Annotated in this window: 22 protein-coding genes; 15 read left to right on the top strand and 7 right to left on the bottom strand. The window is 49.4% G+C overall.

Annotated features, from left to right (window positions below; all coding sequences use genetic code 11):
* The first annotated feature begins 16 nt into the window (after positions 1-16).
* From LRP49_RS19700 to LRP49_RS19680, 5 genes are read left to right on the top strand one after another with little or no spacing between them, the layout of a single operon-like run.
* A complete protein-coding gene (locus LRP49_RS19700; RefSeq protein ID WP_274144220.1) occupies positions 17-529 on the top strand; it encodes a TRAP transporter small permease in 513 nt (170 codons plus the stop codon).
* Positions 529-1,809, top strand: a complete 1,281-nt coding sequence (locus LRP49_RS19695) for a TRAP transporter large permease (protein WP_274144218.1) — start codon at positions 529-531, stop codon at positions 1,807-1,809. The genes LRP49_RS19700 and LRP49_RS19695 overlap by 1 nt, the downstream gene beginning before the upstream one ends.
* A gap of 10 nt (positions 1,810-1,819) precedes the next feature.
* The gene (gene dgoD / locus LRP49_RS19690) at positions 1,820-2,968 is read left to right on the top strand and encodes a galactonate dehydratase (protein ID WP_274144216.1); all 1,149 of its coding nucleotides are present in this window, start codon (positions 1,820-1,822) and stop codon (positions 2,966-2,968) included.
* A gap of 2 nt (positions 2,969-2,970) precedes the next feature.
* On the top strand, positions 2,971-4,659 hold the full coding sequence (gene ilvD, locus LRP49_RS19685; RefSeq protein ID WP_274144214.1) for a dihydroxy-acid dehydratase: 1,689 nt from the start codon (positions 2,971-2,973) through the stop codon (positions 4,657-4,659).
* On the top strand, positions 4,656-5,567 hold the full coding sequence (locus tag LRP49_RS19680) for a dihydrodipicolinate synthase family protein (protein WP_274144213.1): 912 nt from the start codon (positions 4,656-4,658) through the stop codon (positions 5,565-5,567). Before ilvD ends, LRP49_RS19680 begins: the two co-directional genes overlap by 4 nt.
* A 59-nt stretch (positions 5,568-5,626) precedes the next feature.
* On the opposite strand, the gene LRP49_RS19675 is transcribed toward LRP49_RS19680, so the two are convergent.
* The 6 genes from LRP49_RS19675 to iolD are packed head-to-tail and all read right to left on the bottom strand — an operon-like array spanning position 5,627 to position 12,622.
* Positions 5,627-6,796: a Gfo/Idh/MocA family protein gene (locus LRP49_RS19675; RefSeq protein WP_274144211.1), complete on the bottom strand. Its 1,170-nt coding sequence runs from the start codon at positions 6,794-6,796 to the stop codon at positions 5,627-5,629.
* Between the two features lie 21 nt (positions 6,797-6,817).
* On the bottom strand, positions 6,818-7,645 hold the full coding sequence (locus tag LRP49_RS19670) for a class II fructose-bisphosphate aldolase (protein ID WP_274144209.1): 828 nt from the start codon (positions 7,643-7,645) through the stop codon (positions 6,818-6,820).
* A 10-nt stretch (positions 7,646-7,655) separates the two neighbouring features.
* The gene (locus tag LRP49_RS19665; protein ID WP_274144208.1) at positions 7,656-8,516 is read right to left on the bottom strand and encodes a 5-deoxy-glucuronate isomerase; all 861 of its coding nucleotides are present in this window, start codon (positions 8,514-8,516) and stop codon (positions 7,656-7,658) included.
* Positions 8,517-8,526: 10 nt separating this feature from the next.
* Positions 8,527-9,579, bottom strand: coding sequence for a 5-dehydro-2-deoxygluconokinase (iolC, locus tag LRP49_RS19660; RefSeq protein WP_274144206.1), 1,053 nt, complete (start codon positions 9,577-9,579; stop codon positions 8,527-8,529).
* On the bottom strand, positions 9,572-10,744 hold the full coding sequence (locus LRP49_RS19655) for a Gfo/Idh/MocA family protein (protein ID WP_274144204.1): 1,173 nt from the start codon (positions 10,742-10,744) through the stop codon (positions 9,572-9,574). The genes iolC and LRP49_RS19655 overlap by 8 nt, the downstream gene beginning before the upstream one ends.
* Before the next feature lie 24 nt (positions 10,745-10,768).
* The gene (gene iolD / locus LRP49_RS19650; protein ID WP_274144202.1) at positions 10,769-12,622 is read right to left on the bottom strand and encodes a 3D-(3,5/4)-trihydroxycyclohexane-1,2-dione acylhydrolase (decyclizing); all 1,854 of its coding nucleotides are present in this window, start codon (positions 12,620-12,622) and stop codon (positions 10,769-10,771) included.
* Positions 12,623-12,928: 306 nt separating this feature from the next.
* Between iolD and LRP49_RS19645 the strand changes: the two genes are divergently transcribed.
* The 6 genes from LRP49_RS19645 (at position 12,929) to LRP49_RS19620 (ending at position 19,206) form a co-directional block, all read left to right on the top strand.
* The gene (locus tag LRP49_RS19645) at positions 12,929-13,819 is read left to right on the top strand and encodes a TIM barrel protein (RefSeq protein ID WP_274144200.1); all 891 of its coding nucleotides are present in this window, start codon (positions 12,929-12,931) and stop codon (positions 13,817-13,819) included.
* A 72-nt stretch (positions 13,820-13,891) separates the two neighbouring features.
* A complete protein-coding gene (locus LRP49_RS19640; protein WP_274144198.1) occupies positions 13,892-15,025 on the top strand; it encodes an ABC transporter permease in 1,134 nt (377 codons plus the stop codon).
* Between the two features lie 39 nt (positions 15,026-15,064).
* Complete coding sequence (locus LRP49_RS19635) at positions 15,065-15,874, top strand: ATP-binding cassette domain-containing protein (RefSeq protein ID WP_274144196.1); 810 nt, start codon at positions 15,065-15,067, stop codon at positions 15,872-15,874.
* A 173-nt stretch (positions 15,875-16,047) separates the two neighbouring features.
* Positions 16,048-17,016 (top strand): sugar ABC transporter substrate-binding protein, encoded by a 969-nt coding sequence (locus LRP49_RS19630; protein WP_274144193.1) that lies wholly within the window; start codon positions 16,048-16,050, stop codon positions 17,014-17,016.
* A gap of 177 nt (positions 17,017-17,193) precedes the next feature.
* Complete coding sequence (locus tag LRP49_RS19625; protein WP_337992958.1) at positions 17,194-18,255, top strand: LacI family DNA-binding transcriptional regulator; 1,062 nt, start codon at positions 17,194-17,196, stop codon at positions 18,253-18,255.
* 111 nt (positions 18,256-18,366) lie between these two features.
* A complete protein-coding gene (locus LRP49_RS19620) occupies positions 18,367-19,206 on the top strand; it encodes a MurR/RpiR family transcriptional regulator (protein ID WP_274144189.1) in 840 nt (279 codons plus the stop codon).
* 16 nt (positions 19,207-19,222) lie between these two features.
* On the opposite strand, the gene LRP49_RS19615 is transcribed toward LRP49_RS19620, so the two are convergent.
* Complete coding sequence (locus tag LRP49_RS19615; RefSeq protein ID WP_274144187.1) at positions 19,223-20,392, bottom strand: phytanoyl-CoA dioxygenase family protein; 1,170 nt, start codon at positions 20,390-20,392, stop codon at positions 19,223-19,225.
* Positions 20,393-20,549: 157 nt separating this feature from the next.
* Here LRP49_RS19615 and iolB point away from each other — a divergent pair, with 157 nt between their 5' ends.
* The 4 genes from iolB (at position 20,550) to LRP49_RS19595 (ending at position 26,101) form a co-directional block, all read left to right on the top strand.
* Entirely contained in the window at positions 20,550-21,380 is an 831-nt protein-coding gene (gene iolB / locus LRP49_RS19610) for a 5-deoxy-glucuronate isomerase (protein ID WP_274144185.1), read from the top strand.
* Positions 21,381-21,429: 49 nt separating this feature from the next.
* Positions 21,430-22,419 (top strand): inositol 2-dehydrogenase, encoded by a 990-nt coding sequence (iolG, locus tag LRP49_RS19605; RefSeq protein WP_274144184.1) that lies wholly within the window; start codon positions 21,430-21,432, stop codon positions 22,417-22,419.
* A gap of 216 nt (positions 22,420-22,635) precedes the next feature.
* Entirely contained in the window at positions 22,636-24,564 is a 1,929-nt protein-coding gene (locus LRP49_RS19600; protein ID WP_274144182.1) for a bifunctional 5-dehydro-2-deoxygluconokinase/5-dehydro-2-deoxyphosphogluconate aldolase, read from the top strand.
* A 25-nt stretch (positions 24,565-24,589) separates the two neighbouring features.
* Positions 24,590-26,101, top strand: coding sequence for a CoA-acylating methylmalonate-semialdehyde dehydrogenase (locus LRP49_RS19595; protein WP_274144180.1), 1,512 nt, complete (start codon positions 24,590-24,592; stop codon positions 26,099-26,101).
* The last annotated feature ends 6 nt before the right edge of the window (positions 26,102-26,107 follow it).

Genomic DNA, 26,107 nt, shown 5'->3' with positions numbered 1-26,107 from the left:
ATATTCGAGATTAGCTATGTCTAGATTGCAAAAGATCTTTTCTGACGAATTCGAAGAGTACTTAAGTGTTGCGTTATTTTTGGCGCTAATTGTTTTATGTCTTCTTCAAATATTATTCCGTTTTGTTTTTAACTTTTCGTTATCTTGGACGGAAGAGTTGGCGAGATACGTATTTATTGCCCTTGTTTATGCTGCCTCTTCCCTAGCGGTTATTAAAGGTGCGCACGTTCGTGTTGAAATCATCGACAACTTTGTAAAAGGCAAGGCGAAATATTATTTAGACCAAGTCATTGAAGCCTCTTGGTGTGCTTTCATGATTTATATCGGTGCATACGGCGTTGAAATCACGTTAGAAGCATTGCGTGTGTCTCAAGTGACGCCTGCGCTTGAGTGGCAGATTGGCTGGGTATACATGATTGTGCCTGTGTTCTTCTTCCTTATATCTCTGCGCTTGATTCAGCGCATGTACCAACGTTTTCAGAATAAAGACGTGCTTTGCACTAGCCAAACCGATATGGAGGCTCAGTAATGGTATCTTTCGGAATAACGATGCTGATCTTCGTTGCGTTGCTCTTCGTGGGCATGCCAATCGCAATTTGTATCGGTATGTCGACGCTTGCAGCGTTGTTAATGAATGACATTTCTGGCGGTTTTATTGCCCAAATTTCATTCTCAGGCTTGGACTCATTCACTTACCTCGCAATCCCAATGTTTATCATGGCAGGCTTTGTCATGGAAACAGGTGGCCTGTCGCGCCGTATCGTAGGTTTCGCATCAACCTTGGTAGGTCGTACGACAGGTGGCTTGGGCATTGTTACTGTTATCGCGTGTATGTTCTTTGCAGCGATTTCAGGGTCATCGCCAGCCACCGTTGCTGCTATCGGCTCAATGATGGTGCCGTCGATGATAGAAAAAGGTTACAACCGCCACTTCGCGGGTGCGTTGACGGCGTCGGCTGGTTCGCTCGGTATCTTGATCCCACCTTCTATTCCAATGATTATCTACGCGGTGACGGCGGAGATTTCCATCGGTGATATGTTCCTGTCAGGCTTTATTCCAGGCGGTATGGTTGGTCTGGGTCTGATCTTAACCGTATATCTCATTGCGAAAAAACGCGGCTATGTCGGTATGGCCGAGAAGTTTGACAGCAAAAAGGTCTGGGCCGCATTTTACGATGCGAAATGGGCATTGCTGACACCTGTTATTATTCTTGGCGGCATTTACTCTGGCGTATTTACGGCGACGGAAGCTGCCTGTATCACGGTTATCTACACCCTCATTGTCAGCCTGTTTGTTCATAAAGAAATCACGCTGAAAGACATTCGTCCTATCATCGTGAAATCGGCCATCACCACAGGTTGTGTCATCATCATCCTTGGTTTTGCTACGGCCTTTGCCCGCTACCTGACCATGAGCCAAATCCCGCAAATGATCGGTGAGGCGATTCTTCAGGTAACCGACAACCCGACGATCATTTTGTTGATATTCGTTGCCTTAATTATGTTTACGGGTCTGTTCATCGAAACGGCTGCACAGATTCTGATTTATACCCCGTTGTTCCTGCCTATTCTGGTGGACCTCGGTATCAGCCCTTACCACTTCGGTATCATTCTGATTGTGGGTACTGAGCTGGCACTTATCACACCGCCAGTTGGCGTAAACCTGTTCGTTGCAAAAGGCATCACAGGCTCCTCGATGGTGCAGCTCTCCCGGGCCGTCGTTCCTTTCCTCATCAGTATGTTGTTGGTTCAAATTGCCTTGGTATTCCTGCCTGGCGTGATCACCTTTTTGCCTGAATTAGCGAAGTAGAGAAGTTGCTATGAAAATCGTAAGTTATGAAACATTTATCGTTCCACCACGTTGGTGCTTCCTAAAGCTAGAAACGGATACAGGCCTAGTGGGTTGGGGTGAGCCTGTACTTGAAGGGCGTGCACACACGGTTCAAGCGGCAGTTGATGAGCTGATGGACTATGTGATTGGTAAAGACCCACGCGACATCGAAGATTTATGGAACGTACTTTACCGCGCGTCGTTCTATCGCGGCGGCCCAATTATGATGAGTGCGCTTTCAGGTATCGATCAGGCACTATGGGATATCAAAGGTAAAGATCTTGGCGTTCCGGTCTATCAATTGCTGGGTGGTAAATGCCGTGACTCAATCCGTACCTACTCTTGGATCGGCGGAGACCGCCCTGACGACGTAGCGCGTATGGCAAAAGAGCGCATGGAACTTGGCTTTACCGCAATCAAGATGAATGGCACCGAAGAACTGAATTACATCGATGACTACAGCAAGGTGGATGCAGTGCTTGAGCGTGTTCAGGCGGTACGCGATGCAACCCATAAAGACATGGGTATTGGTATCGACTTCCACGGCCGTGTCCACAAAGGCATGGCAAAAGTATTGATGCGTGAGCTTGAGCCTCTTCGTCCAATGTTCGTAGAAGAACCTTTGCTACCAGAGCACTTCGATGCTATTCACGAAGTCGCGAAATACGGTGCGATTCCTATTGCGACGGGCGAGCGTATGTTTACACGTTGGGACTTCAAAACGCTGCTACAGCGAGGTGGTGTCGACATCATTCAGCCTGATTTGTCTCATGCGGGTGGCATTACCGAAGTGAAGAAAATTGCGTCCATGGCTGAGGCATTTGATGTGGCATTGGCACCTCACTGTCCATTAGGCCCTGTTGCATTGTCTTCATGTGTTCAGGTCGACGCAGTTGCACTGAACGCGGTTATCCAAGAGCAGAGTATCGGTATTCATTACAACCAAGGCTGTGATGTATTGGATTACGTGAAGAATAAGGAAGTGTTCACTTTCAAAGAAGGCTACTGTGAATTGCCGCAGGGGCCGGGCCTGGGTGTGGATATTGACGAAGATTACTTGCGAGAAATGGCCAAGGTCGGACATCGCTGGCGCAACCCAGTGTGGCGTAACAAAGATGGCTCATTTGCGGAGTGGTAATCATGGCTAACTGTGGAAACTGCGGCAATTGTGGCCCTCACTTTAGCTCGATTCTACAGGGTGATGACGGTGCGCTGAAACGCGCACTGTATAAATCGATGGGTCACAGTGATTGTGACCTTCGTAAACCCGTCATTGCCGTTGTGAACAGCTACACCAATGCTACGCCCGGACACGTGAACTTGAATGATGTCGCTGATCGTGTGTTTGAAGGTATTCGTGAAGCAGGTGGTGTGCCGATGATGTTTGGCACTATTGCCCCTTGTGATGGCATTGCTGAAGGGCATCTTGGTATGCGCTACATTTTGGCTGCTCGTGAAGTGATCACGGCATCCATCGAAATCATGGTACGTGCACACCGCTTTGATGGCATGGTACTTCTGGGTTCGTGCGACAAAATTGTACCGGGTATGTTGATGGCGGCGGCACGCCTCGATATTCCCGCGATTTTGGTAAACGGCGGTCCTATGTATCCGGCGGAATATGGTGGCAAACACTGGGACGGTAATATCGTCACAGAAGCCATTGGCTGGAAACAGCGTGGTGAAATTACGGAGGAAGAATTCCGTCGTATTGAAGATTTAGCCGAGCCTGGACCGGGTTCTTGCACCATGTATGGCACTGCAAATACCATGTCGTGTTTGGCAGAATCATTGGGCATGAGTTTACCTCAAACATCAACCATACCAGCCATTGATCCTGCACGTTTTGAAGTTGGCTATACGGCGGGCAAGCGAATAGTAAAATTGGTCGAAGATGGGATTACCGCTCGTCAAATATTGACCAAAGAAGCAATCCATAACGCCATGTGCGCCCTTCTCGCGACAGGCGGCTCAACCAACGCAATATTGCACCTCCAAGCGATTCACTATGAAGCAGGACTCGGCCACCTATCCCTGAGCGAATTTGATGCGCTGAGCCGCACGATTCCGCTATTGGCGGCAATTTATCCGGCCTCTGAGCATGACATGATTGATTTTCACCATGCGGGTGGTATTGCTGCAGTAGAAAAGCAGCTTTCCAGTAAGCTGGCGTTGTCGGCATTGACAGTAGCAGGCACAAAAGCAGATGTTCTGGAAGGGGTCGAAATTATCGAGAATACCCCTGTTGTAAGCAGCTTAGCGTCACCTATCAAACCAGATGCTGGCGTGGCTGTACTCAATGGCAACGTGTCCCCACTAGGCGCAGTGATCAAGCCAGCCGCGGTGCCCGATCATATGTATCACTTCACAGGCCCAGCGGTGGTATTCGATTCTGAGCAAGAAGCAATTGATCGTATTCAACAAGGTGAAATTGCTAAAGGCAGTGTGCTTGTCTTGCGCTACGAGGGGCCCAAAGGCGGTCCGGGTATGCCAGAAATGTATAAGCCAATGAAATTCCTAGAAGGGATGGCTCTCTCCAATGATTGTGCATTAATTACCGATGGTCGTTTCTCTGGCTCTAACCGTGGCCTGTTCGTGGGGCACATTTCGCCAGAAGCGGCAGACGGCGGCGTGATTGCGCTTATTCAGAATGGGGACATGATTGAGATTGATATTGCGCAGCGCACACTGAACCTTGATGTCGATAGCACGGAACTTGAAGCGCGCAAGGCGAACTGGATTCCGTTGAACAAAGAAGTCCCCGCTGGTTTCCTCAACCTTTATCGTGAGCGCGCTGCATCAGCGGCTGAAGGAGCAGTCCTACTATGAGTCGAACCTATACGCCAGTTGAGTTAGCGGGTGTTAACCCCATCGCAGCAATGCCGTTCACACAAGACGGTAAGGTCGATACCCTGTCATTTATCCGCTTAATCGAGCATTTAAAAACGACAGGTTGTCACGGTATTACCTTGTTTGGCATTGCCAGCGAGTTCTACAAATTGACTGAAAAAGAGAAAGAACAACTCGCTACGGTGTTTGTTCAATTGCTGGCAGAAAGTGACGTATATAGCTGTATTTCAGTGACTGACCACTCGACCGAAGTGGCAGTAGAAAGAGCGCGTTACTACCAAGCATTGGGGGCGAATTGCCTCATGCTGTTGCCGCCTTTCTTTTTAAAACCAACAACCGAGCAAATTGTTCATCACATTTGTTCTGTACTTGAGTCAGTTTCTATCCCCGTGTTGGTCCAATATGCACCGGGCGAAACAGGACTGGATATCCCACCATCAGAGATGGCAGAGATCAGCCGCCGTTTTCCGCATGCGGTGTTCAAAATTGAATGCAACCCGCCAGTGGAATACTGCGAAGAACTGCTAACACTGAAGTCAGATGTCGTGATCCTAAATGGTTACGCGGGTTTGTACATGATGGATATGCTGGATATCGGCGGTAAAGGCGTCATGCCGGGATGTTCATTTACAGAAATCTATGTGGAGATCTATCGCCTATACCAAGAAGGAAAATCGGAAAAAGCCAAAGTGCTACACGCCGTCCTATTGGAATATATTCAGCGTTGGATGAGCCATTGTGAGTACATCATCGCTATAGAAAAAGACATACTCAAGCAGCGTGGCATCATAGAGACGGATTACTGCCGATTGCCCGCTTATAAAATTGATGATGACGCAGAAGGTATTACCGGATTCATAGAGACCTTTGGCGACTACCTAAAGTAAGTGAAGCGTGTCTTCCACTTTATGCCCGCGATTTAGCGGGCTTTTCACCATACTAACTATCATCTCAAATCTCTAATAGTCTCCCATTTTCCCTCATTATCTCTCGATCTTACTGATGCATACACAAACGCCATACCTTGCGCGCCGTCTTCAACGGTGGGGTTGGTGAGCGAAAGCGGATCAGGGGAATTGCCGGATATGTCATCAACAATGTTTGACGCAAAATCATAGTAAAGGTTGGCAAACGCTTCGCGATAGCCTTCGGGATGACCAATAGCGATGTGAGAAACACGCTCACCTGCGGATGAGAGGCCGACGCCACCTTTTGTCAGGATGTAGGCGGGTTTATCGATTGGGCGCACGAGCAACTCATTGGGCTGTTCTTGGTGCCACTCTAAGCCGCCCTTGGTGCCGTAAATCGTGAAGCTCAAACCGTGCACTGCCCCTGCAGCAGATTGTGTGACCCAGAAAATGCCACGGGCATTGTTGGGGTACTTCAATAGGATCCCGCAGTAATCGTCGGCGGTGCGTCCTTCAACGAGTGCAGTAACATCGGCACTTAAACTGCTGGCTTCCATACCGATGACGTAGCTGGTGAGGTGATAGCTGTGCGTGGCTATGTCACCCAAAATCAATGAAGGTCCGGAAAGCTCAGGTTTCATGTGCCAATTTGTGCCGGACTTTTCTGATTCGGTTAGCGTTGCCAAGTGCCCCTGCACATAGTTACTTTGCACCATGGTGATCTCACCAATAGCCCCTGAGGCAACCAACGCCCTTGCTTCGCGCACCATGGCATAGCCGCTGTAACCATACGCGACGCAATACCGCTTTCCTGACGCTTTAACGCGTTGAACGAGCGAGGCAGCTTCTTCTTCATTCATGGTTAACGGCTTTTCACAAAACACGTTAAAGCCTGCTTCTAATGCTTTGACTGACAAATCGTAATGGCTGTTGTTGGGTGTCATGATGGCAAGGGCATCAATGGGTTGGTCGTGAGCTGCTTCGCCTTCAAACAAGGCGTCTGGAGTTGGATAGGAGCGAGCTATACCCATTGCTTTTCCCGCCGCAACAGAACGTTCTGCGTTGGAAGAAAACACGCCTGCCACTACATCAAACTCTTCATGCATGGTGGCAGCTGAGCGATGTATCGAACCAATAAAGGAATCTGGGCCACCGCCAATAACGCCAAGCCGTAGTCTTCTTCCAAGTGTTTTATATGCCTTGCTCATGTTCTCTCCCTATAAACCTAGCTATGACAATAACGACAGCACTCGAATGGCTTCCTGCCGAAGCGCGGGGATTGCCTTGCTTGCAAAGTATTGTTTGTCGAACTTAGCAGGCTCGTGTTCCATGGCCTCGCGCATTGCATTGCCGAAGGCCATACGGAGTGTGGTTCCCACGTTAAATTTGGCGACACGCTGTGTTTTCAACTTCAACAGATCGCTTTCTGCGATGCCCGTTGTACCGTGAATGACTAGCGGCAGCGTCGTTGCTGCCTCGATCGTTTCAAGCAAATCAAAATTGATGGGACTGCCTGCTTCAGTCATTCGGTGAACGTTACCGACGGACACTGCCAGTGCATCGATGCCGGATTCGTTGACATATCGCGTCGCTTCCGTCGGTTCAGTGAATTCCGATTTAATATGGTCACGCCCCTCTTGGTAGGGCACTGAGCCTAATTCCCCTTCAACACTGACACCAACAGCATGAGCAACATCCACCACGTTCTTCGTACGGCGAATGTTCTCGTTTAAGGGAAGCTGTGAACCGTCAAACATCACGGACGTAAATCCCGCGTGAATCGCACGGAAGACAATGGCTTCTTCATAGCAGTGGTCGAGGTGCACACAAACTTTAGTAGAACTGGCTTTTGCTAGCGGCAACAGCAAGCCCGCCATCGCCTCGACGCCTGCTAAGTCCACCATGTCTTTGTTCACTGCAAGTATCACGGGGCGATGTAAATGTTCTGCCGCGCTGATGATGGCTTTGGCCTCTTCAATACCAAAGACATTACAGCAAGCAACCGCCCCCGATGATTGCGCCTCTTGAGGGAGTAAATCATTAAGCGTTACCAGCAAAATTTTCTCCTCACTTAAACTTAGCGACCATGTCTTTGATGCCGGGAATGGTATGCACTTGATACTCGTGGTGAGGGTCGAAATACTGCACCAAGGATTTACTTTTCTCGCCAACAATAATGGTGAAGTAGTACATCTCATAGCCGGGTGCCGCCACGGAAGGGTGGTAGCCCTTGTCAATCGCAATAACGCTGCCTGTTCTTACGTGATAGACCGGACCAAAGTCATCTTCGTGCTCGTAGAGAAATTGTGCACCGAACCCAAAGTCTGGGTTAAATCTGAATTGGTAGACTTCTTCATAGCGGGTTTCATTAGGCGGACGCTCTTCATCGTGCTTATGTGGCGGGAATCCTGACCAACCGCCAGCACCGACGGTGAACAATTCACTGACCAGTAAGCGTCCGCGTTTATCGGCGTTTTTCTGCCCGAGAATATGCTTAATCTTGCGGTGGGTCTTGGTATCGTCACTGCCGTATTGGACCTTGTCTGTGTCTTTTGGGCGAATGGCGAAAGGTTCAAGTGGGGCACCCTCACTATCAGCTTCGTAGCGTCCACCCGCGATCAATACATCCGCATCGGCGGATACACAGGTAATGGTGACCGAACTGCCGACGGGCACGTAAACACCCGAAGGGTCGCCATCCCATACGCTGGCGCGTTCACCGATATTGCTGAATGTTTCGCCATTGACCGTGATATCACAGGTGCCGCCAGCCAGCACAACCGCTGACTCATAGCCATCAAGCTGGTAGCTGTATTGCTCACTTTGGGTGAGTTTTACGGGGTTGAAATAACAAAGTGGTGTGGTGTCATCGTTGATGCCGATAACGGGTTCGTTTTTGTTATCAAACGGAGGAATGTGCTTTCCCATTTCTTACTCCTTATTCGTTCCCTGAAAGTGGCGAGTTGCTTCCTGCAAACTGATAGCCTCTTTGCTGCATAAAGGTTTTTAGCGGTTCGAGCGCTGACATCGCGTCAGCGCACGTATCGCCCGTCACATTGAGTGCGGCGTTTGCGGCTCCCATCGCCACGGCATCTTTCAAGCACTGCTGGTTGAGAAGGCCAAATAGGAATGCTGCTGCAAACGCATCTCCCGCACCATACGGTTTTCGAGCTTCAACCTGAAAGACGGTTTGGGACAGGCTGACAAGGTTGTTATCCATATCTAAGCCAAACACGTCACACCCTTCAGAGCCCGCTTTAACGATCACGAGTTCCGTGTTTCCGCTTAACATCTCAGAGGCAGCGTTGACGTGATTCTCTTCCACATCAAAGGGCATGCCCATGACTTCAAATTCCTCTCGGTTGCCGATGACAACATCGCTAAAAGAGGCGGCGAGCTTATAAAAATGAGGCGGATCATCGGGTGATGCCCAAGAATAAGGTCGGTAATCGAGATCGAGTACCACCAAGGTGCCTGCCATCTGTGCGGTTTGCATCGCATGTAAGGTGGCCTCTCGCGAAGGGCTTTGTGACAACGCAGTTCCAGTAACAAAAAGACACCGAGCGGAAGCGAGGTAGTCTGTCTTGATATGATCCGTATTTAACGCGAGATCCGCTGCATTGTTTCGGTAAATGACAACGTCAGGTTCGGGCCGGAGTTCGGCGATGGCCAAGCTGGTGCGATATTCGCCACCTAGCGTGAATACGCCATCAAGGTTGATGCTTTTACCTGTAAGGTAGTGGCGTACATAGTTGCCTTGCGCGTCGTCAGACAAGCAAGAAATCACACCCACTCGCGCACCGAGCGTGGCTAATCCAACGGCGACATTGCCTGACGACCCCCCCACGCACTTTTTAAACCCTGATTCGGAAATGAAATCAGCACCGTCGGTGACGCCATAAAAATCAACACCAACACGACCCAGGCAAATCACGTCTAGTGGTCGCTCTGCATTGGAGTGCCAATCTGACAGGTGAATAGAATCAGTCATAGTCCACCCATGTCGCGCCATTGTCGGCGGATCTCACACATGCGTTTACCAACTTCACACCGTCAATACCGCCGTTAATATCGGGGTACCAATGTGTTTCTAAAAAGGCCTCGTCGCCGCGATCAAATGCATCAATCGCCAATGCATAGCGGTGGTAAATATTTGCCCAAGACTCAAAGAAGCCCTCTGCATGACCGCCACCTTGTCGGTTCGCTGAAACGCCCAGATCGTCATTGTGCAAATAGCCCATTCCCCGTTCCAGAATGCGAACAGGTTCCCCTTGAATCTCGTACCTGAGCTGATTCGGATATTCGTCCCACCACTCTAGGCTTGCTTTCTCTCCGACAATGCGAATTTTTTGTTGATGCATCGAGCCGCAGTTGATCGCACTTGCCCAAAGCGTACCGACTGCACCGCCTTCGAACTGAAAAACAATGTGTGCATTGTCTTCAAGGGGCGAGCGGGATTCGATAAAGCTTTGTCGAGAACACATCAGTGATTTTACTTTCAGACCGGTGATCATTCCCGCCATGTAGAAAGGGTGTGTGCCGCAATCGCCGATGATAAAGCTAGGGCCGGATACCTCTGGGTTCATTCGCCATTTGGCTCCGGGGCTGTTTTTCTCCACTTCAGTATTGTGGAACCCATGAGCAAAAGACATTTGAACGACGCGTACGGCACCAATGTCGCCGCGCTGAACCATTTCCCTTGCTTGCTGAACCATGGGAAAGCCAGTGTAGCCATACATTACCGCGAGCATTTTGTTTTGCTTTTCGGCCAGAGCCTTAAGCTCAACGGCGTCTGCGACATGAATGGTCACGGGTTTTTCGCACACCACATGTAACCCAGCCTCTAACGCCGCTTTGGCGATTTCGTAGTGGGTGCCGTTGGGTGTTGCAATGGATACGGCTTGAATGCCGTCCTCTCGCTTTCCTTCTTCTACAAACAAAGTTTTGTAATCTGGATAACAACGTTCAGGGTCGAGCCCGATTTTGGTACCAAAATCACGGCCGCGCTCAGGGTCAATATCTAGCGCGCCAGCAACAAAGGTAAAAAGGCGATCACGTTGTGCTGCCGCACGGTGTGAATAACCGATTTCGCTGCCTCTGCCGCCGCCGACCATACCCCAGCGGATTGGGGTGAGTTGTGTTTCTTCATTAAACATGTTCACGCACTCCTTTGGCTGAATTTAAACGCCACGGCGTTGGTGTTGGCGACCTGCTTCCCAGTTATCGCGGGCTTCGTTAACACTTGGATTATCGGAAACTTCAGAAAGGCCAACTTCCCACCACGCGTCGCAGGAGGACCAGACGGTATCGTCAATATCGAGCACCAGAACATAGGTGCGGTCAGCCGCTTTGGCGCGTTCAAACGCGTCGTCGAAATCATTAAGGTGAGTGACTTTCTCGGCATGCGCACCTAATCCGCGTGCATGGCTGACAAAATCAACACGCGGCAAGTCGTAGTCACGCTCTGTCGTGCAGTCTTCCAGTTGGTTATTGAACGCAACATTACCTGTGTTGGTTTGAAGCTTGCGGATAACGGCAAAGCCCCCGTTGTCACACACCACCACGATCATTTTGTGACCCGTGAGCACGGAACTGTAGATGTCGGAATTCATCATCAGATAAGAACCATCTCCAACCATGACGATAGATTCGTTGTCTGGTCGTGCGATCTTATTGCCCCAACCCGCTGCGAGCTCATAGCCCATGCATGAAAACCCAAACTCTATGTCGAGTGAATAGGGGTAGGTGGCTTGCCAATTCATGTTGAGTTCTGCAGGTAAACCGCCGGCGGCAGTGATCACACGGTCGCCTTCGTTAACCAGTTGATTCACTTTACCGATGACTTGCGCGTAGGATGGACAGGCTGTTTCAGTTGCCGCCATTCGTGCGTTCACAATCTCTTTCCATGCTGCTTTTTCTCCAACGCCTTTGGCGACCCACGAAGCATCCGCACAATGATCACCCAGTTTTGTGTCTAACTGCGCAATGGCGGTTTTGGCATCAGCAATGATGGACTGCGCCATGTGTTTGGTGGCATCGAAGCGACCTGCGTTGATGCTGATAAGTTTCATGTCAGGGTCGCGAAATACAGTCCAAGAGCCGGTCGTGAAATCTTGCAATCGCGTTCCAATGGCCAACACCAAATCAGCGTCATGACACATATGGTTTGCACTGTTTGAACCTGTTGCACCAATAGGCCCGCAGTTCAGCGGGTGATCGTCTGGAAGCAGGGTACGTCCAGCGATGGTTTCGACGACAGGCACCTGATGCTTCTCAGCAAAGTTGATTAACGTGTCTCTCGCGCCTGAATAGAAAACACCGCCGCCAGCAATGATGAGAGGGCGTTTGGCCGCTTTGATCGCGTCGGTCGCCAATTCAATGTCGATCTCTTCTGGTTGAGGGCGACGAATGCGATGTACCTTTGGCGCAAAGAAACTTTCCGGAAAATCCCAGGCTTCACCTTGTACATCTTGTGGCAAAGCAATGAGCGCAGGTCCGCAGTCAGCAGGGTCGAGCATCGTGGCGATTGCTTGTGGCAGTGCCACGGTTAACTGCGACGGGGCGTTGATGCGGTCCCAAAATCGTGTCACTGACTTGAACGCATCGTTAACCGTCAATGACGGATCGGAAAAGTGCTCAGTTTGCTGAAGAACAGGATCGGGAAGTCTCGACTGGAACGTGTCCCCGCAAAGCAGCAACAGAGGTAAGCGATTCGTGTGGGCAACACCCGCGGCAGTCACCATATTCGCCGCACCTGGCCCAACCGAAGATGTAGCGATACCAATGCGTCTGCGCTGATTTGCCCGCGCGTAGGCAATAGCAGCGTGAGCCATGGATTGTTCATTTTGCCCACGCCATGTCGGAAAAACGGACTGATTTTCATAAAGTTGCTGCCCTAAGCAGGTCACGTTTCCATGTCCGAAAATGGCAAAAGCACAACCAAATAAAGACGTAACTTCGCCATCAATTTCAATTTGTTGAGCTGCTAAATAGCGGACTAAAGCCTGCGCGGTTGTGAGTCTTACTATACCCATCCTGGAATCTCCCACTCGTTATCCTTGTTTGCATAATAGTAGTCATGTAATGAAAATGTTTTCAAATCGTGAATGTTGAAAAACGAGATTTACGCCTCTTTTTTCATTGCTAGCACCGATCCAAGGCAAATTTGCGCAATTTTGAGACGGTGTGAAGTTTGACAAAATGAAATCATTACCATAAATGTTTAAAAAGTGTTAACGAGAGTTTAAATCCTATTTTAGGTGTGTGGATTTCAACTTCTTCGCGTTAGTCGCAGGTATTAGCGGCAGTTAATGGAAGCGTAAAAGGTCAGGAGGCCCTCATTGGAACTACAAATAGCGAATGCACCTTGCTCATGGGGAATTGAGTTTGCAGACAACCCGGCCAACCCAAGTTGGCAAACCGTATTGAACGAGATTTCTGGTGCAGGTTATGGGGCGACAGAGTTGGGGCCTCTCGGTTATTTACCAACAGACAAAGACACGCTAAGTGAAGCACTGGTGTCACGTTCATTGGGGCTTATTGCTGGAACCTTGTTTGTATACCTGCACAGGCCGGAAGAGCGCGAGGCGATTTTTGAGAAAACCCATACCACCTGCCAAATCCTTCAACAACAAGGCGCGGACTATCTGGTCGTGATTGATCATGTCTCTTCACCACGCACCGATCAGGCGGGTCAAGTGGACACCGCAACAAGGCTGACAGACGAGCAGTGGGCACAAATGATGGAAACGCTGAGAGGCGTAGGTGAAATATGCGCGGAATATGGCGTAACACCGACACTCCACGCTCATGCGGGCACCTTCATTGAGTATCGAGATGAACTCGATAAGGCAATGCGAGATTTGCCAGCAGATCTCATGTCTCTATGCGTGGACACGGGCCATTGTGTGTATGCGGGCATGGATCCGAGTGAGGTATTGCGCACTTATAAAGACAGAGTGAAATACCTTCACTTTAAGGACATCAATGCCGACGTATTGGCGGAATCTGTTGCGTCAGGCACCGATTTTTATGCCGCGATTGGCAACAACATATTCTGCCCGTTAGGACAGGGCTGCGTAGATTTCGACGACGTTAAACAAACCTTGATAGATATTGATTTTAAAGGTTGGGTCACCGTTGAACAGGACACCGACCCAGCAGCGAAAAGTGATGCCAAAACAGACGCTGAGAAGAGCCGTGTGTTTATTGAGAAAACGGTAATCGCTTAATGGACTCGTTGCTTTTTTGCAGCGAAATGTTGGGTCGTGTTGACCCAGCGATAAATGGATAGTGGAGGTAGTATGTCGGTAAAAGAAGCCGAGACAGAGGCAGATTCAAAGCCAATTGCACCGGGAGACGAGCGTGTTAGAAAGGTCTCGACACTCAATAGTTTATTGTCTAGGCCAGAGCTAGGGTCTGTCTCTGGGGCTATTCTCGTGTTTGCTTTCTTTGCCCTTGTGGCATGGGATTCAGGTATGTTCAATGCCGATGGTATCGTCAACTGGACCACGGTATCCGCGCAACTTGGCATCATCGCTGTCGGAGCCTGCCTCCTAATGATTGCCGGTGAATTCGATTTGTCTATCGGCTCAATGATTGGGTTCGCGGGTATGTTGATAGCGATTCCCGCTGTGTACTGGGGATGGCCGGTTTGGGCTGCGATCATTTTTGCGTTTGTGGGCGCAATGGCCGTTGGCTTTGTAAACGGGTATATCGTGGTTCGAACAGGATTACCTTCCTTTATTGTCTCCCTCGCTTTTCTGTTCATTTTGCGTGGTCTCACCATCGCACTTTCTATCGCACTCACTAATAAAACCATTATCTCAGGTGTTGGCAACATTGCTGAAGGCGATTGGCTCGCGGCGATGTTTGGCGGAGAAATCGGCGTCGGCTTTTTCAACTGGCTTGCCAGTATGGGATGGATAGAAACCTATTCTGATGGTTCGCCCATTGTCACGGGCATTCCTATGGTTGTGGTTTGGTGGTTCTTGCTGACCGCAGTCTGTTCTTTTGTCCTGTTACGTACTCGTTTTGGAAACTGGATTTTTGCTTCTGGTGGTGACGCCAATGCAGCAAAAAATGTGGGTGTACCCACCAACCGCGTGAAAATTATGCTGTTTATGTTCACGGCTTTCTGCGCCACTGTGTTTGCTGCTTGCCAAGTATTGGAGTTTGGCTCTGCGGCGGCTGACCGTGGTCTGCTCAAAGAGTTTGAAGCCATCATTGCTGCGGTTATTGGCGGTGCGCTGCTGACCGGTGGTTATGGTTCGGTCATTGGTGCGTTCTTCGGTGCGCTCATTTTCGGTGTGGTTCAGATGGGGATTTTCTTTACGGGCGTGGACTCAGATTGGTTCCGCGTCTTCCTTGGCGTCATGCTCCTGATTGCGGTGCTGTTTAATAACTTCATCCGCAAAAAAGTCACCAGTGCGCGATAAAACGCGACGACCACGGAAACGGATTTCAGGAGAACATACATGTCAGAGTACATCCTAGAGTTAAAGAAAGTCAGCCGTTACTTCGGTTCGGTGATCGCACTGAAAGACATCGATATGGAAGTGAAAATGGGCGAAGTCCATTGCTTGCTTGGCGATAACGGTGCAGGTAAATCCACGCTTATCAAAACGCTTGCCGGGGTGCATAAGCCGTCGGAAGGCGAATTTCTTATGAATGGCAAACCCACGGTTTTCAGCTCACCGCGTGATGCGCTGGATGCGGGTATTGCGACCGTGTATCAAGATCTTGCGCTCGTCCCGCTGATGAGCGTGACCCGCAACTTCTTTATGGGCCGAGAACTCACGAAAAAAGTCGGCCCCTTTGAAGTGTTCGATACCAAGCGCGCCAATGAAATTGCCAAGGCAGGCATGAAAGACATGGGCATTGATGTGCGTGACCCAGAGCATCCCATCGGGACTATGTCAGGCGGTGAGCGTCAATGTCTGGCGATTGCGCGTGCCATTCATTTCGGCGCGAAAGTGCTGATCCTCGATGAGCCAACGGCTGCACTGGGTGTTAAGCAGTCTGCCAATGTGCTGAAAGTGGTGGCAAGGGCGCGTGGCAAAGGGCTTGCAGTGATTCTGATCACCCACAACGTTCATCACGCTTACCCCATTGCTGATCGCTTTACCTTACTTAACCGAGGAAAGAGCTTAGGTACGTGGTTGAAGAAAGACGTAACACGCGAAGAAATCCTCGAAATGATGGCGGGTGGACAAGAACTCGAATCACTCGAAGCTGAATTGGCTGAGTTCCAGCGGGCAGATGCTGATGCTGCCTCTGCAAACTAGGCTTTTATATATTCAAACAACCTGAAGATGCTTGAATCCTGCAGCTTCAGGCTGATTGGGCATAAGAAAGAAGAGCAAATGGGCAATTGGCAACCCATAAAAGTATCGCCGTAACCGTGTAGGCCGTAACGCCTGCAAAGGATCCAACAATAAAGTAACTTGGAGAACACCGGATGAATACCCTACTTAAATCTGTAGCAAAGAGAGCGTCCGTCCTTGTGTTAGCAATGGCAGCCAGTTTGGCCGCTATGCTGCCAGGCACAGCACTCGCTGAAGGCGAGCGTTTTGTCCTGATCAGCCACGCACCGGACTCAGATTCTTGGTGGAATACGATTAAAAATGCGATTGGCACGGCGGGCGAGCAGCTCAATGTGGAAGTGGAATACCGTAATCCTACTACTGGCGACTTGGCAGACATGGCACGTATTATCGAGCAGGCCGTCGCATCAAACCCTGACGGTATTATTACGACCATCGCAGATTATGAAGTGCTAAAAGGTCCACTGGAGAAAGCGAAAAAGAAAGGCATTCCCGTTGTTACCATCAACTCTGGGACACACCAGCAAAGTGAAGATGTGGGTGCAATCCTACACGTCGGGCAACCAGAATATGATGCCGGTTTCGGTGCAGGTAAACGCGCTAAGAAAGATGGTGTGACGAGCTTTGTGTGTGTTAACCACTACATTACTAACCCAGCATCTGTTGAGCGTTGTCAGGGTTTTGCTGACGCGCTAGGCGTAGAGCTGGGCAGCCAGATGATCGATGTGGGTCAGGATCCTACAGGTATCGAGAAGAAAGTGTCTGCTTACCTACGCGCAAACCCAGATACTGATGCAGTGCTTACACTCGGCCCTACGTCGGCTCACCCAACCATTCGTGCGCTTGATAAGAACCGTCAGCTTGGCAAAATCTACTTCGGTACGTTTGACCTGAGTGGCGAAATTGCTCAGGGCATCAAAGATGGCAACATCCAGTGGGGTATCGACCAGCAACCATTCTTGCAAGGTTATGTGCCTGTAATGGTATTGACGCTGTACAACCGTTACGGCATCTCGCCTTCAAACAACATCAACTCTGGTCCTGGCTTCGTGACCAAAGAAAATGTTGAGCTGGTAGAGAAACTGGCGGGTGAATACCGTTAATTGATATGCATGCACCGTGGCAGTTTAATCCCCCTAACTGTCACGGAGCATGTACTTTGCTATCTCACGAAAACTCAAAATTACTTGGCACACAGTGATTAGGCGGTGTGCAGCTGCAAACAATTTCATTAAGATAATGCAGTGCCTAGAGAGCAAGGGAAGAATTTTTAAGCGGGAATGCGTATGTCAAAAGAAGCTCAGGTTACTGAAACCTCGCCGATTCAGAAAAAACGAAAGGTAACGGTTGTCGAAGTTGCAGAGGCCGCTGGCGTCTCTATCTCTGCCGTTTCCAGAGCGTTTAACCCTGAAGCCAGCATTTCCAGACCGCTGCGTGAGAAAGTTTTCAAAGCAGCTGCGTCACTCAATTACAAACCCAACCGATTGGCGAGAGGGATTAAATCCCGTTCCAGTTTGGTTGGTATTTTAATGACAGATTTTAATAACCCATTTTATCTGCCTGTTCTTTCCCGATTCACCACTGAAATTCAACGCCGTAATTGCCACAGTTTGCTCATCCACGTCGATGGCGATATGGATATTCAAGAAGCCGTTGAACTGGTCATGGAATACAACGTTGATGGCTTGATCATTACGTCTGCTTCGCTGCCGCTGAAGCTGGTGGAGGCTTGTCGCTCTCAAAACACCCCAGCGGTAATTTTTGGTCGCGATTCAACAGAAAATAGCGTGACGGTCGTGAGTTGTGACAATGTTCTCGCAGGCAATATGGCTGCGGATATGCTGTTGGATGCGGGTTATAAAAAGCCTGCATTTGTCGCAGGTCCCATTGGTACGTCTGCAACGATTGATCGCCAGCGTGGTTTTATCGCGCGGTTGATGGAGAGAGGTTGCCACGAATGGCAGGTCGTTGAAGGTGGCGAGTTTAGCTATGACGCAGGATACGACGCGACATTGCGAATTTTTCAGCATACGGAGAAGCCAGATGCCTTATTTTACGCGGATGACATCATGGCTTGTGGAGGGATGGATGCGTTGCGCTACGAGCTAGGCTGTCGTGTTCCGGAAGAAATTGGGGTAGTAGGGGTTGATGATATTCGCTTAGCTAACAGCCGTTCGTACAACCTATCGACGATCCGGCAACCCAACGAAGAAATGATTCAATGCACAATAGATGCCTTGTTTGAGCATATCGCGGACTCTGATTTGCCTGCCCGTTCAATAACCTTACCTTGTGAACCTGTCGTTCGAGGGTCAACCCAGAAATACCCCAAAACGCAGTAACCGAAAAGTAGCATGCATAAAATTGCCCTTTCTGTCTGAAATTAAAATGTTTATTTCAATATAAACAAGGAGAGATTACACTTCGTTAGAATGTGTCAGACAGGGATCCTCATGGCAACCGCGAATCATCTTGCAGAATTGCAGCTACAAATTCGTCAGCGATATCCAACATTAAGCAAAAGATTACAACAGGTTGCGCAATATGTGTTGGATAACCCCAACAGCATAGCATTTGATACCGTTGCAGTGATTGCTGAACATGCAGACGTTCCACCTTCCACACTTATTCGTTTTGCTAATGCGTTCGACTTTAGTGGTTTCAATGAAATGAAACAGCTATTTCGCCGAAAACTGGTGGAAGAAACCTCCAGTTATACCAAACGTGCACAATTGGCTCAGCGAAATGAGCGCAATGCCAATTGGGGCGAGACACCGCTCGATGTTCTCAATCAATTCGTGCATGCCAATACGTTGGCACTTCAAGAGCTTGCTACAAATGTGCCCGAGCATGATCTGAATAACGCCGTTGATCTACTAGAGGAAGCGGAAACTATTTACATCCTCGCGATGAGAAGGGCATTTAGTATTGCCTCTTATCTGGCATACGCGCTCAGTCATTTGGAACGTAAGGTTGTTTTGGTTGATAGCATTGGTGGAATGGGGGCGGAACAACTAAGCCAAATCAGAGAGAAAGACGTTCTGGTCGCGGCGAGTTTTTCACCTTACTCACCTGAAACCGTGTCCTTATGTGAAGGCGCGACACCGTCTGGAGCCAAACAGATTGTGCTAACAGACAGCCAACTCAGTCCATTAGCCATGAACAGCGACATCTGCTTTCTGGTCAATGAAGCAGAAGTCGACGCATTTCGCTCACAAACTGCAAGCTTGTGTCTGGCCCAAAGCCTTGTGGTATCGCTTGCGTTTCGTTTAAGCGGAAAAGCTGACGCATAAACACACTCTTTGGTGTTTAGGTACGTTGCTTTTCTTTTAATTGCGCTAATGCAATCTCAAAACTTGCAGGGTCGAGCTTCTCGTCTAACGCCCGAATAAGCAATGCCTCCATGGTTTCTGGTGCCAGTCCGCCAATGGGTGGATCAGTATCCAAATTGGTCGGGAACGAATAGCCGTCAGATGAAGCTGTCGCGATTGCATGTTTTTCTTCTTTACTGACTTGGCCTGAATGCCACATTGTTAACAGTGATGGGTATAGCACTCGACAAATGTGGGCAAGATCGACCGTTTCCATCGGCTTTGCAAATGCGGAAGAAACTTGCAACAGATTCGCACATCGATGGAAGTCTGTTGTTCTGTTTTCTCCCGCCGCATGAAATAAGGCTGGATTGAAGAAAACCGCATCACCTTTTTCTAACGGTACCTGTACACAATGGGCATCAAAGTAGGCTTGAAACGCCTTTTGGTGGTATGCCACGTAACCCAATGGATAGAGGTGAGAGAAGGGAAGCAGTTTCGTTGGGCCGCTTTCTAGCGGCATGTCTGTGTGCGCCACAGCACCCTGAAGGGTCAGCATAGCTGACATCTGTTGTATGTGGATCGGATAACGACTCGTTTCTTCTGGCTGCTGGAAACCAAGATGATAGTCGCGGTGGGACACTTGCGCTTTGCCACCGGGTCTCACAATGTTCACTTGTGCCGTGAGCTGAAAATGCGGACCCAGCCAAGCTTCGCTAACGGCCAAAAGTAACGGGTTTTTGTAGTAATGGATGAAGCTGTCGGGGCTTACGTCAGCACTCTTTTGAAACACATTCCAGATTCGTCCGTTCGCTAGCTCTCCTGTTTCGCCAAAATGATCACCCGCGCCAAACCCACTCTCTGATTTCAGAATTTGTTCAAATACCTCACTCATTTTATCGATGACGGAAGTATCGTCGTAAAAATTTTTTATCACGAAAACGCCCGGGCCAGTCAGGAGGGCATGGGCAAATTCTGCCTGATAGTCTCTGACCTCTGACAGATTCTTTCTGATGTCATCCCCCTGATAAACAAGCACATTACTAATTACTTGGGAAGCCAGAGGGTAGTGTTCCGCACTGGTGGAAGCTGAGCAAAACAGGCTGAACTCATCGAGGTCACAATCCTTTGTGCTGTAATACGTCTTAGGTGTTTGAAGAGCACGCATCGCAGATCTCCTGATCACTTTTTCATCCCGTCCTGTATTTCACTTTAACACCAAAATGAAATATTAATTTCAAAATAGTGAGAACTGAAAAAAATGTTCTATTATTTGCAAGTCGAGAGTCATTAATTTGATTGCGCTAGACAGACAAGGAGGTGTGATGTCTGAATTACTGAAAAAGCGAACAGCCTTGGAGGCGAATGGGCGATTTCAGCATATAACGCCGCAAACCGCAGGTTGGGAATACGTAGGATTTGAGGCCTACGTACTGGAAGAAGGGCAATCACTTTCTTTCGCTACCCAGTCGGACGAAGAAATTTGTCTTGTATTGGTGGGAGGGCGCGCGGATTTTTCGCTTTGCGGCAGAGCAATCGGCGAGCTAGGAGAGAGAAGCGGTCCCTTTGAAAAAACGAAACCTTACTCGGTGTATGTCACGGCGGGTGATGATGTGTCGCTAATCGCGACATCTCCACTGGAGTTGGCGGTGTGCAGGGCTCCAGGTAAAGGCACTTATCCATCACGCGTTATTGCCCCAGAGGATGTGGGAGCCGAAGCGCGGGGCGTCGGAAACAATAAACGTTACGTCCACAACATCCTTCCGGATACCGCAGATGCAGATAGCTTGCTCGTGGTAGAAGTCTATACCGATGAGGGATGTACGAGTTCGTATCCAAGCCACAAGCATGACAGAAATGCGCCCCCCGAAGAGACACATTTGGAAGAAACCTATTATCACCGCCTTAACCCACATCAAGGTTTCTGTATCCAGCGCGTTTACACCGATGATCGCCAGTTAGATGAATGCATGGCGGTTTACGATGGCGATGTTGTCATGGTGCCAGAGGGTTATCACCCAGTCGCGACGATTGCTGGCTATGACAGTTACTATCTCAATGTGATGGCAGGCCCTGTGCGCAAATGGTTATTTACGTGGGAAGCGGACCACGCGTGGGTAAATAGCCCGGTGTATGCACAAAAGCATGGCGAGTAGGTCTCGTTTTACGCATTCAAAATTCTGATATTCAGCAAAAGGAGTAGGCATGTTTAATATCGCGTTATTTGGTTGTGGACGGATAGGAAAAGTCCACGCTGTTAATATTGCTGCACATCCTAATACTCAAATCAAAGCCGTTATTGACCCGTATCTCGAGGGTGCAAACCAGTTAGCTAAACAATACGGGGCTGAGGTGATGAGTGTTGATGAGGCGATGTCGAATAAAGACATTGATGCAGTCTGCATCTGTTCAGCGACAGATACTCACGCCGATCTTATTGAAAAAGCGGCGCAAGCGGGCAAGGCCATATTCTGTGAGAAGCCAATAGACCTCAGTTTGTCTCGAGTGAAGGCGTGTTTAGAGGTGGTTAGCCAATCTGGCGTGAAGCTTCTGGTGGGCTTCAATCGTCGCTACGACCCGCAATTTAGAACATTACGAGAATTGTTTGAAAGTGGTGCCGTGGGTAAAGCCGAGACCTTGGTGATTACATCACGTGATCCATCGCCTCCTCCGGCAGACTATGTTCACGTTTCCGGTGGTATTTTTCGGGATATGTCGATTCATGATCTCGACATGGCGCGCTACATTCTGGGGGAAGACCCCAGTTCAGTGTCTGCACATGGTGCTTGTCTCGTTGACCCAGCGATTGGAGAAGCGGGAGATATCGACAGTGCCGTGATCGTGTTGCACTTCCCATCGGGCGCAATGGCGAACATCATCAATAGTCGCCGTTCTGGCTATGGGTACGATCAACGTATTGAGCTTCATGGCAGCAAAGGAATGCTTAAAGCGGGTAACGTTCGAGAGCACTTGGTTGAACATTGGGGAGACGAGCACTGTACGGCTGCTAAGCCTCAAAACTTCTTCTTAGAGCGTTATAAAGACGCGTATATCGATGAATGGCAACACTTTGTTGATGTGCTTGAAGGGAAATCAGAACCGCAATGCACAGGGATTGATGGAGAACAAGCACTCGTTCTTGCAGATGCGTGCTTAACGTCGTTGGAATCTCACCAGACCATTGCACTGAAATAGACGTTCCAACATATACGAAAATAAAAAATGCAGCAAAATGGCTGCATTTTTTATTGGAATCAGATTGTTGTGTATTTCTCTCGCTGCATTCGACACGGATACAAAGGAGAATGCTTTGAAATATTCATTTCAAAAGTTGCGCTTTTGTTGGGTCTTGCTTAGCATTAAATGAAACGTTTATTTCGTTATGGATAACCTAAGCAGGGAGCTAAGCTGGTGAGTAAAGCGTTAGATGTAATATGTCTTGGGCGCGTAGCCGTTGACTTATATGGTGAACAAGTAGGATCACGATTGGAAGATATGCGTACTTTCGCGAAATATCTTGGTGGTTCCTCGGGCAACGTGGCGCACGGAACTGCGCGCCAAGGACTGAAGTCTGGCATGCTTGCCAGAGTGGGCGACGAACACATGGGCCGTTTTGTTTGCGAGGAGTTAGCGCGAGCGGGCGTCGATACCAGCCACATCATTACCGATAAAGAGCGCTTAACCGCACTGGTGGTTCTGGGCATTAAAGATTCTGAAACCTTTCCTCTTATTTTTTATCGTGACAACTGTGCGGACCAAGCAATTGTTCCCGAAGACATTAGCGAAGACTACATTGCCTCGGCCAAATGCCTTGCAATCACAGGGACGCACCTCTCCAACCCAAAATCCCGCGAAGCAGTGATCACCGCCTTAAACTATGCCCGAAAGCATGGTGTAAGAACGGCACTCGATGTCGATTACCGTCCGGTTCTTTGGGGGCTAACCTCGTTAGGAGATGGCGAAACGCGCTATATCGAATCGGCGTCGGTGACGCAAAGCCTGCAAGAAGTGCTCGGCTTATTTGACCTGATTGTCGGTACCGAAGAGGAATTTCATATTGCAGGTGGGTCAGAAGACTCCGTTGCAGCCCTGCGCAACGTTCGAGAGTTCACTAACGCGACACTGGTTTGCAAACGTGGCCCGCTAGGGTGCAGTGTATTTGAGCAAGACATTGGTGATTCGTTGGATGATGGCATCACCATTCGCGGTGTGCGTGTTGATGTGCTCAACGTGCTGGGGGCGGGCGATGCCTTTATGTCTGGTCTGTTAAGAGGGTATGTAAACGACGAGCCTTGGGAACAAAGCTGTCGATACGCCAACGCGTGCGGTGCGCTGGTGGTTTCGCGTCATGGTTGTTCTCCAGCAATGCCAACGCGGGAAGAGTTGGATTATTACCTCGCAAACGAACATCAAATTCCCCGACCAGACAAAGATACCATGCTCAATCATTTGCATCGCGTGACCACGCGGGAAAGAGGTTGGCCGGAATTGTGTGTGCTGGCGTTTGACCATCGCGCCCAGTTTGTCGAGATGGCCCGAGAAGCGGATATCGACGTTGCCCATATTCCGTATTTGAAAAAGCTTATTTGGCAAGCCACGCAAAACGTTGTCGAGGAAAAAGGCCTGCAAGGGAAAGCTGGCATTCTGTGTGACTCGACGTTTGGGATGGATATTCTCAATGACGCTACTGGGTTTGGTGACAACGTCACTAAAAGGTGTTGGGTTGGAAGACCTATTGAACTCCCTGGGTCTCGTCCGCTTCAGCTTGAACATGGAAACATAGGGACGCAACTTGCCAGTTGGCCCAAAGAACAGGTCGTTAAATGTTTGGTCTTCTACCATCCCGATGATGCCGCCAAGTTGAAGGCGCGTCAGGAAAGTTTGTTGAAAGAAGTGTATGAAGCGTGTTGTGCGAGCGGTAACGAATTACTTGTTGAAGTGATACTTCCGAAATCCATGCCGCACTCAAATGTGGAAAGTGGACAGTTTTACTATCTCCATACGATGCAGCGATTGTATGACTTAGGCATTAAGCCGGATTGGTGGAAGCTTCCACCTTTGATGCAAGAGGAGTGGCAGGGTGTAGACGCTCTAATCGATGGACAGGACACACATTGTCGTGGCGTATTGCTCCTCGGGTTGGATGCTCCAGTGGATGCCTTAGCAAACGGTTTTTCCATCGCCAAGCAATCAAAGCATGTGAAAGGCTTCGCCATCGGTCGCACTATCTTTGGAGAGCCGAGTAAACAATGGATGCAGGGTAAGTTGGATGATGCCAAATTCATGCAGGCAGTGAAAACCAACTTCATCACCTTAATTGATCTTTGGCGTTCAAACTGAACCACGTGAATAGGGAAATTCAGACATGGAAACGATCCAAAATTTTATCAACGGTGAAGTGACGGACAGCAATAGCCTTCGCTTTGCGCCTATTTTTAATCCAGCGACGGGTGAACAGACCCGACGTGTTGTGTTGAGCACGGTTGAAGACACCAAGAAAGCAATAGAGGCCGCGCAGGCGGCATTTCCTAGCTGGGCAAAGACGCCGCCACTAAGACGTGCTCGTGTGATGTTTAAATTCAAAGCATTGCTGGAGGCTAACCAAGATGCGTTGGCGAGGATGATCAGTAATGAACATGGCAAAGTGTATTCCGATGCTGTCGGTGAGCTAACGCGTGGATTAGAGGTGGTGGAATTTGCCTGCGGCATTCCCCATCTCCAAAAAGGGGAAAGCTCGGCGAATGTTGGCTCGACGGTAGATAGCCACTCTATCATGCAACCTTTGGGTGTTTGTGCGGGTATCACACCGTTTAACTTTCCCGCGATGGTGCCAATGTGGATGTTCCCCATTGCCCTCGCAACTGGGAATACTTTCATCTTAAAGCCATCAGAAAAAGACCCGTCTTTAGGTCTTATGATGGCGAAACTTCTCAAAGAAGCAGGATTACCTGATGGCGTATTTAACGTCGTAAATGGCGATAAGGAAGCCGTCGATGTGTTGTTGACAGACCCGCGTGTTCAGGCAGTGAGCTTCGTCGGTTCGACACCCATCGCAGAGTATATATACACTACTGCTTCAGCGCATGGTAAGCGTTGTCAGGCACTTGGTGGGGCGAAAAATCACTGCATATTGATGCCTGATGCAGACTTAGACATGGCGAGTAATGCCATTGTTGGCGCGGGTTTTGGTGCTGCAGGTGAGCGCTGTATGGCGCTGTCTGTGGTTGTGGCAGTGGGCGATGAAATCGCAGACAGACTGGTTGATTCACTGGCCAAGAGCATTCAGAAGATGCGCGTCGGTCCGGGGATTGTCGACGGCAGAGAAAACGATATGGGACCCGTGATATCGGCAGCGCACAGGGACAAAATACTGGGCTATATCGATGCTGGCGTAGAGCAGGGCGCAACCTTGGTTGTTGATGGCAGAAATTGTAAGGTCGCGGACCATGAAAACGGCTATTTCGTGGGCCCAACACTCTTTGATGATGTAAAGCCAGATATGACTATCTACCAAGATGAGATTTTTGGCCCAGTGTTATCTATCGTTCGCGCGCCGGATTATCAAACGGCGTTGACCTTGATAAACCAACACCAATACGGCAATGGATCGGCGATCTTTACCCGTGATGGTGATACCGCACGTCAATTTAGTGAAGATGTGTTGGCTGGTATGGTTGGCGTGAACGTGCCGATTCCGGTTCCGATGGCATTCCACAGTTTTGGCGGCTGGAAGCGCTCTATCTTTGGGCCGTTAAACGTGCATGGGAATGACGGAGTGCGCTTCTACACCCGAATGAAGACGGTAACGACTCGCTGGCCGGCAAGCGTGCGTTTAGAAGATCATAGCAGTGCGTTCACCATGCCGACCATGGACTAACGGAAC

The organism is Enterovibrio qingdaonensis (genome assembly GCF_028683135.1).
Taxonomy (GTDB): domain Bacteria; phylum Pseudomonadota; class Gammaproteobacteria; order Enterobacterales; family Vibrionaceae; genus Enterovibrio; species Enterovibrio qingdaonensis.
The sequence above is the reverse complement of the archived record's forward strand: the minus strand, read 5'-3'. Positions and strand labels throughout refer to the sequence as shown.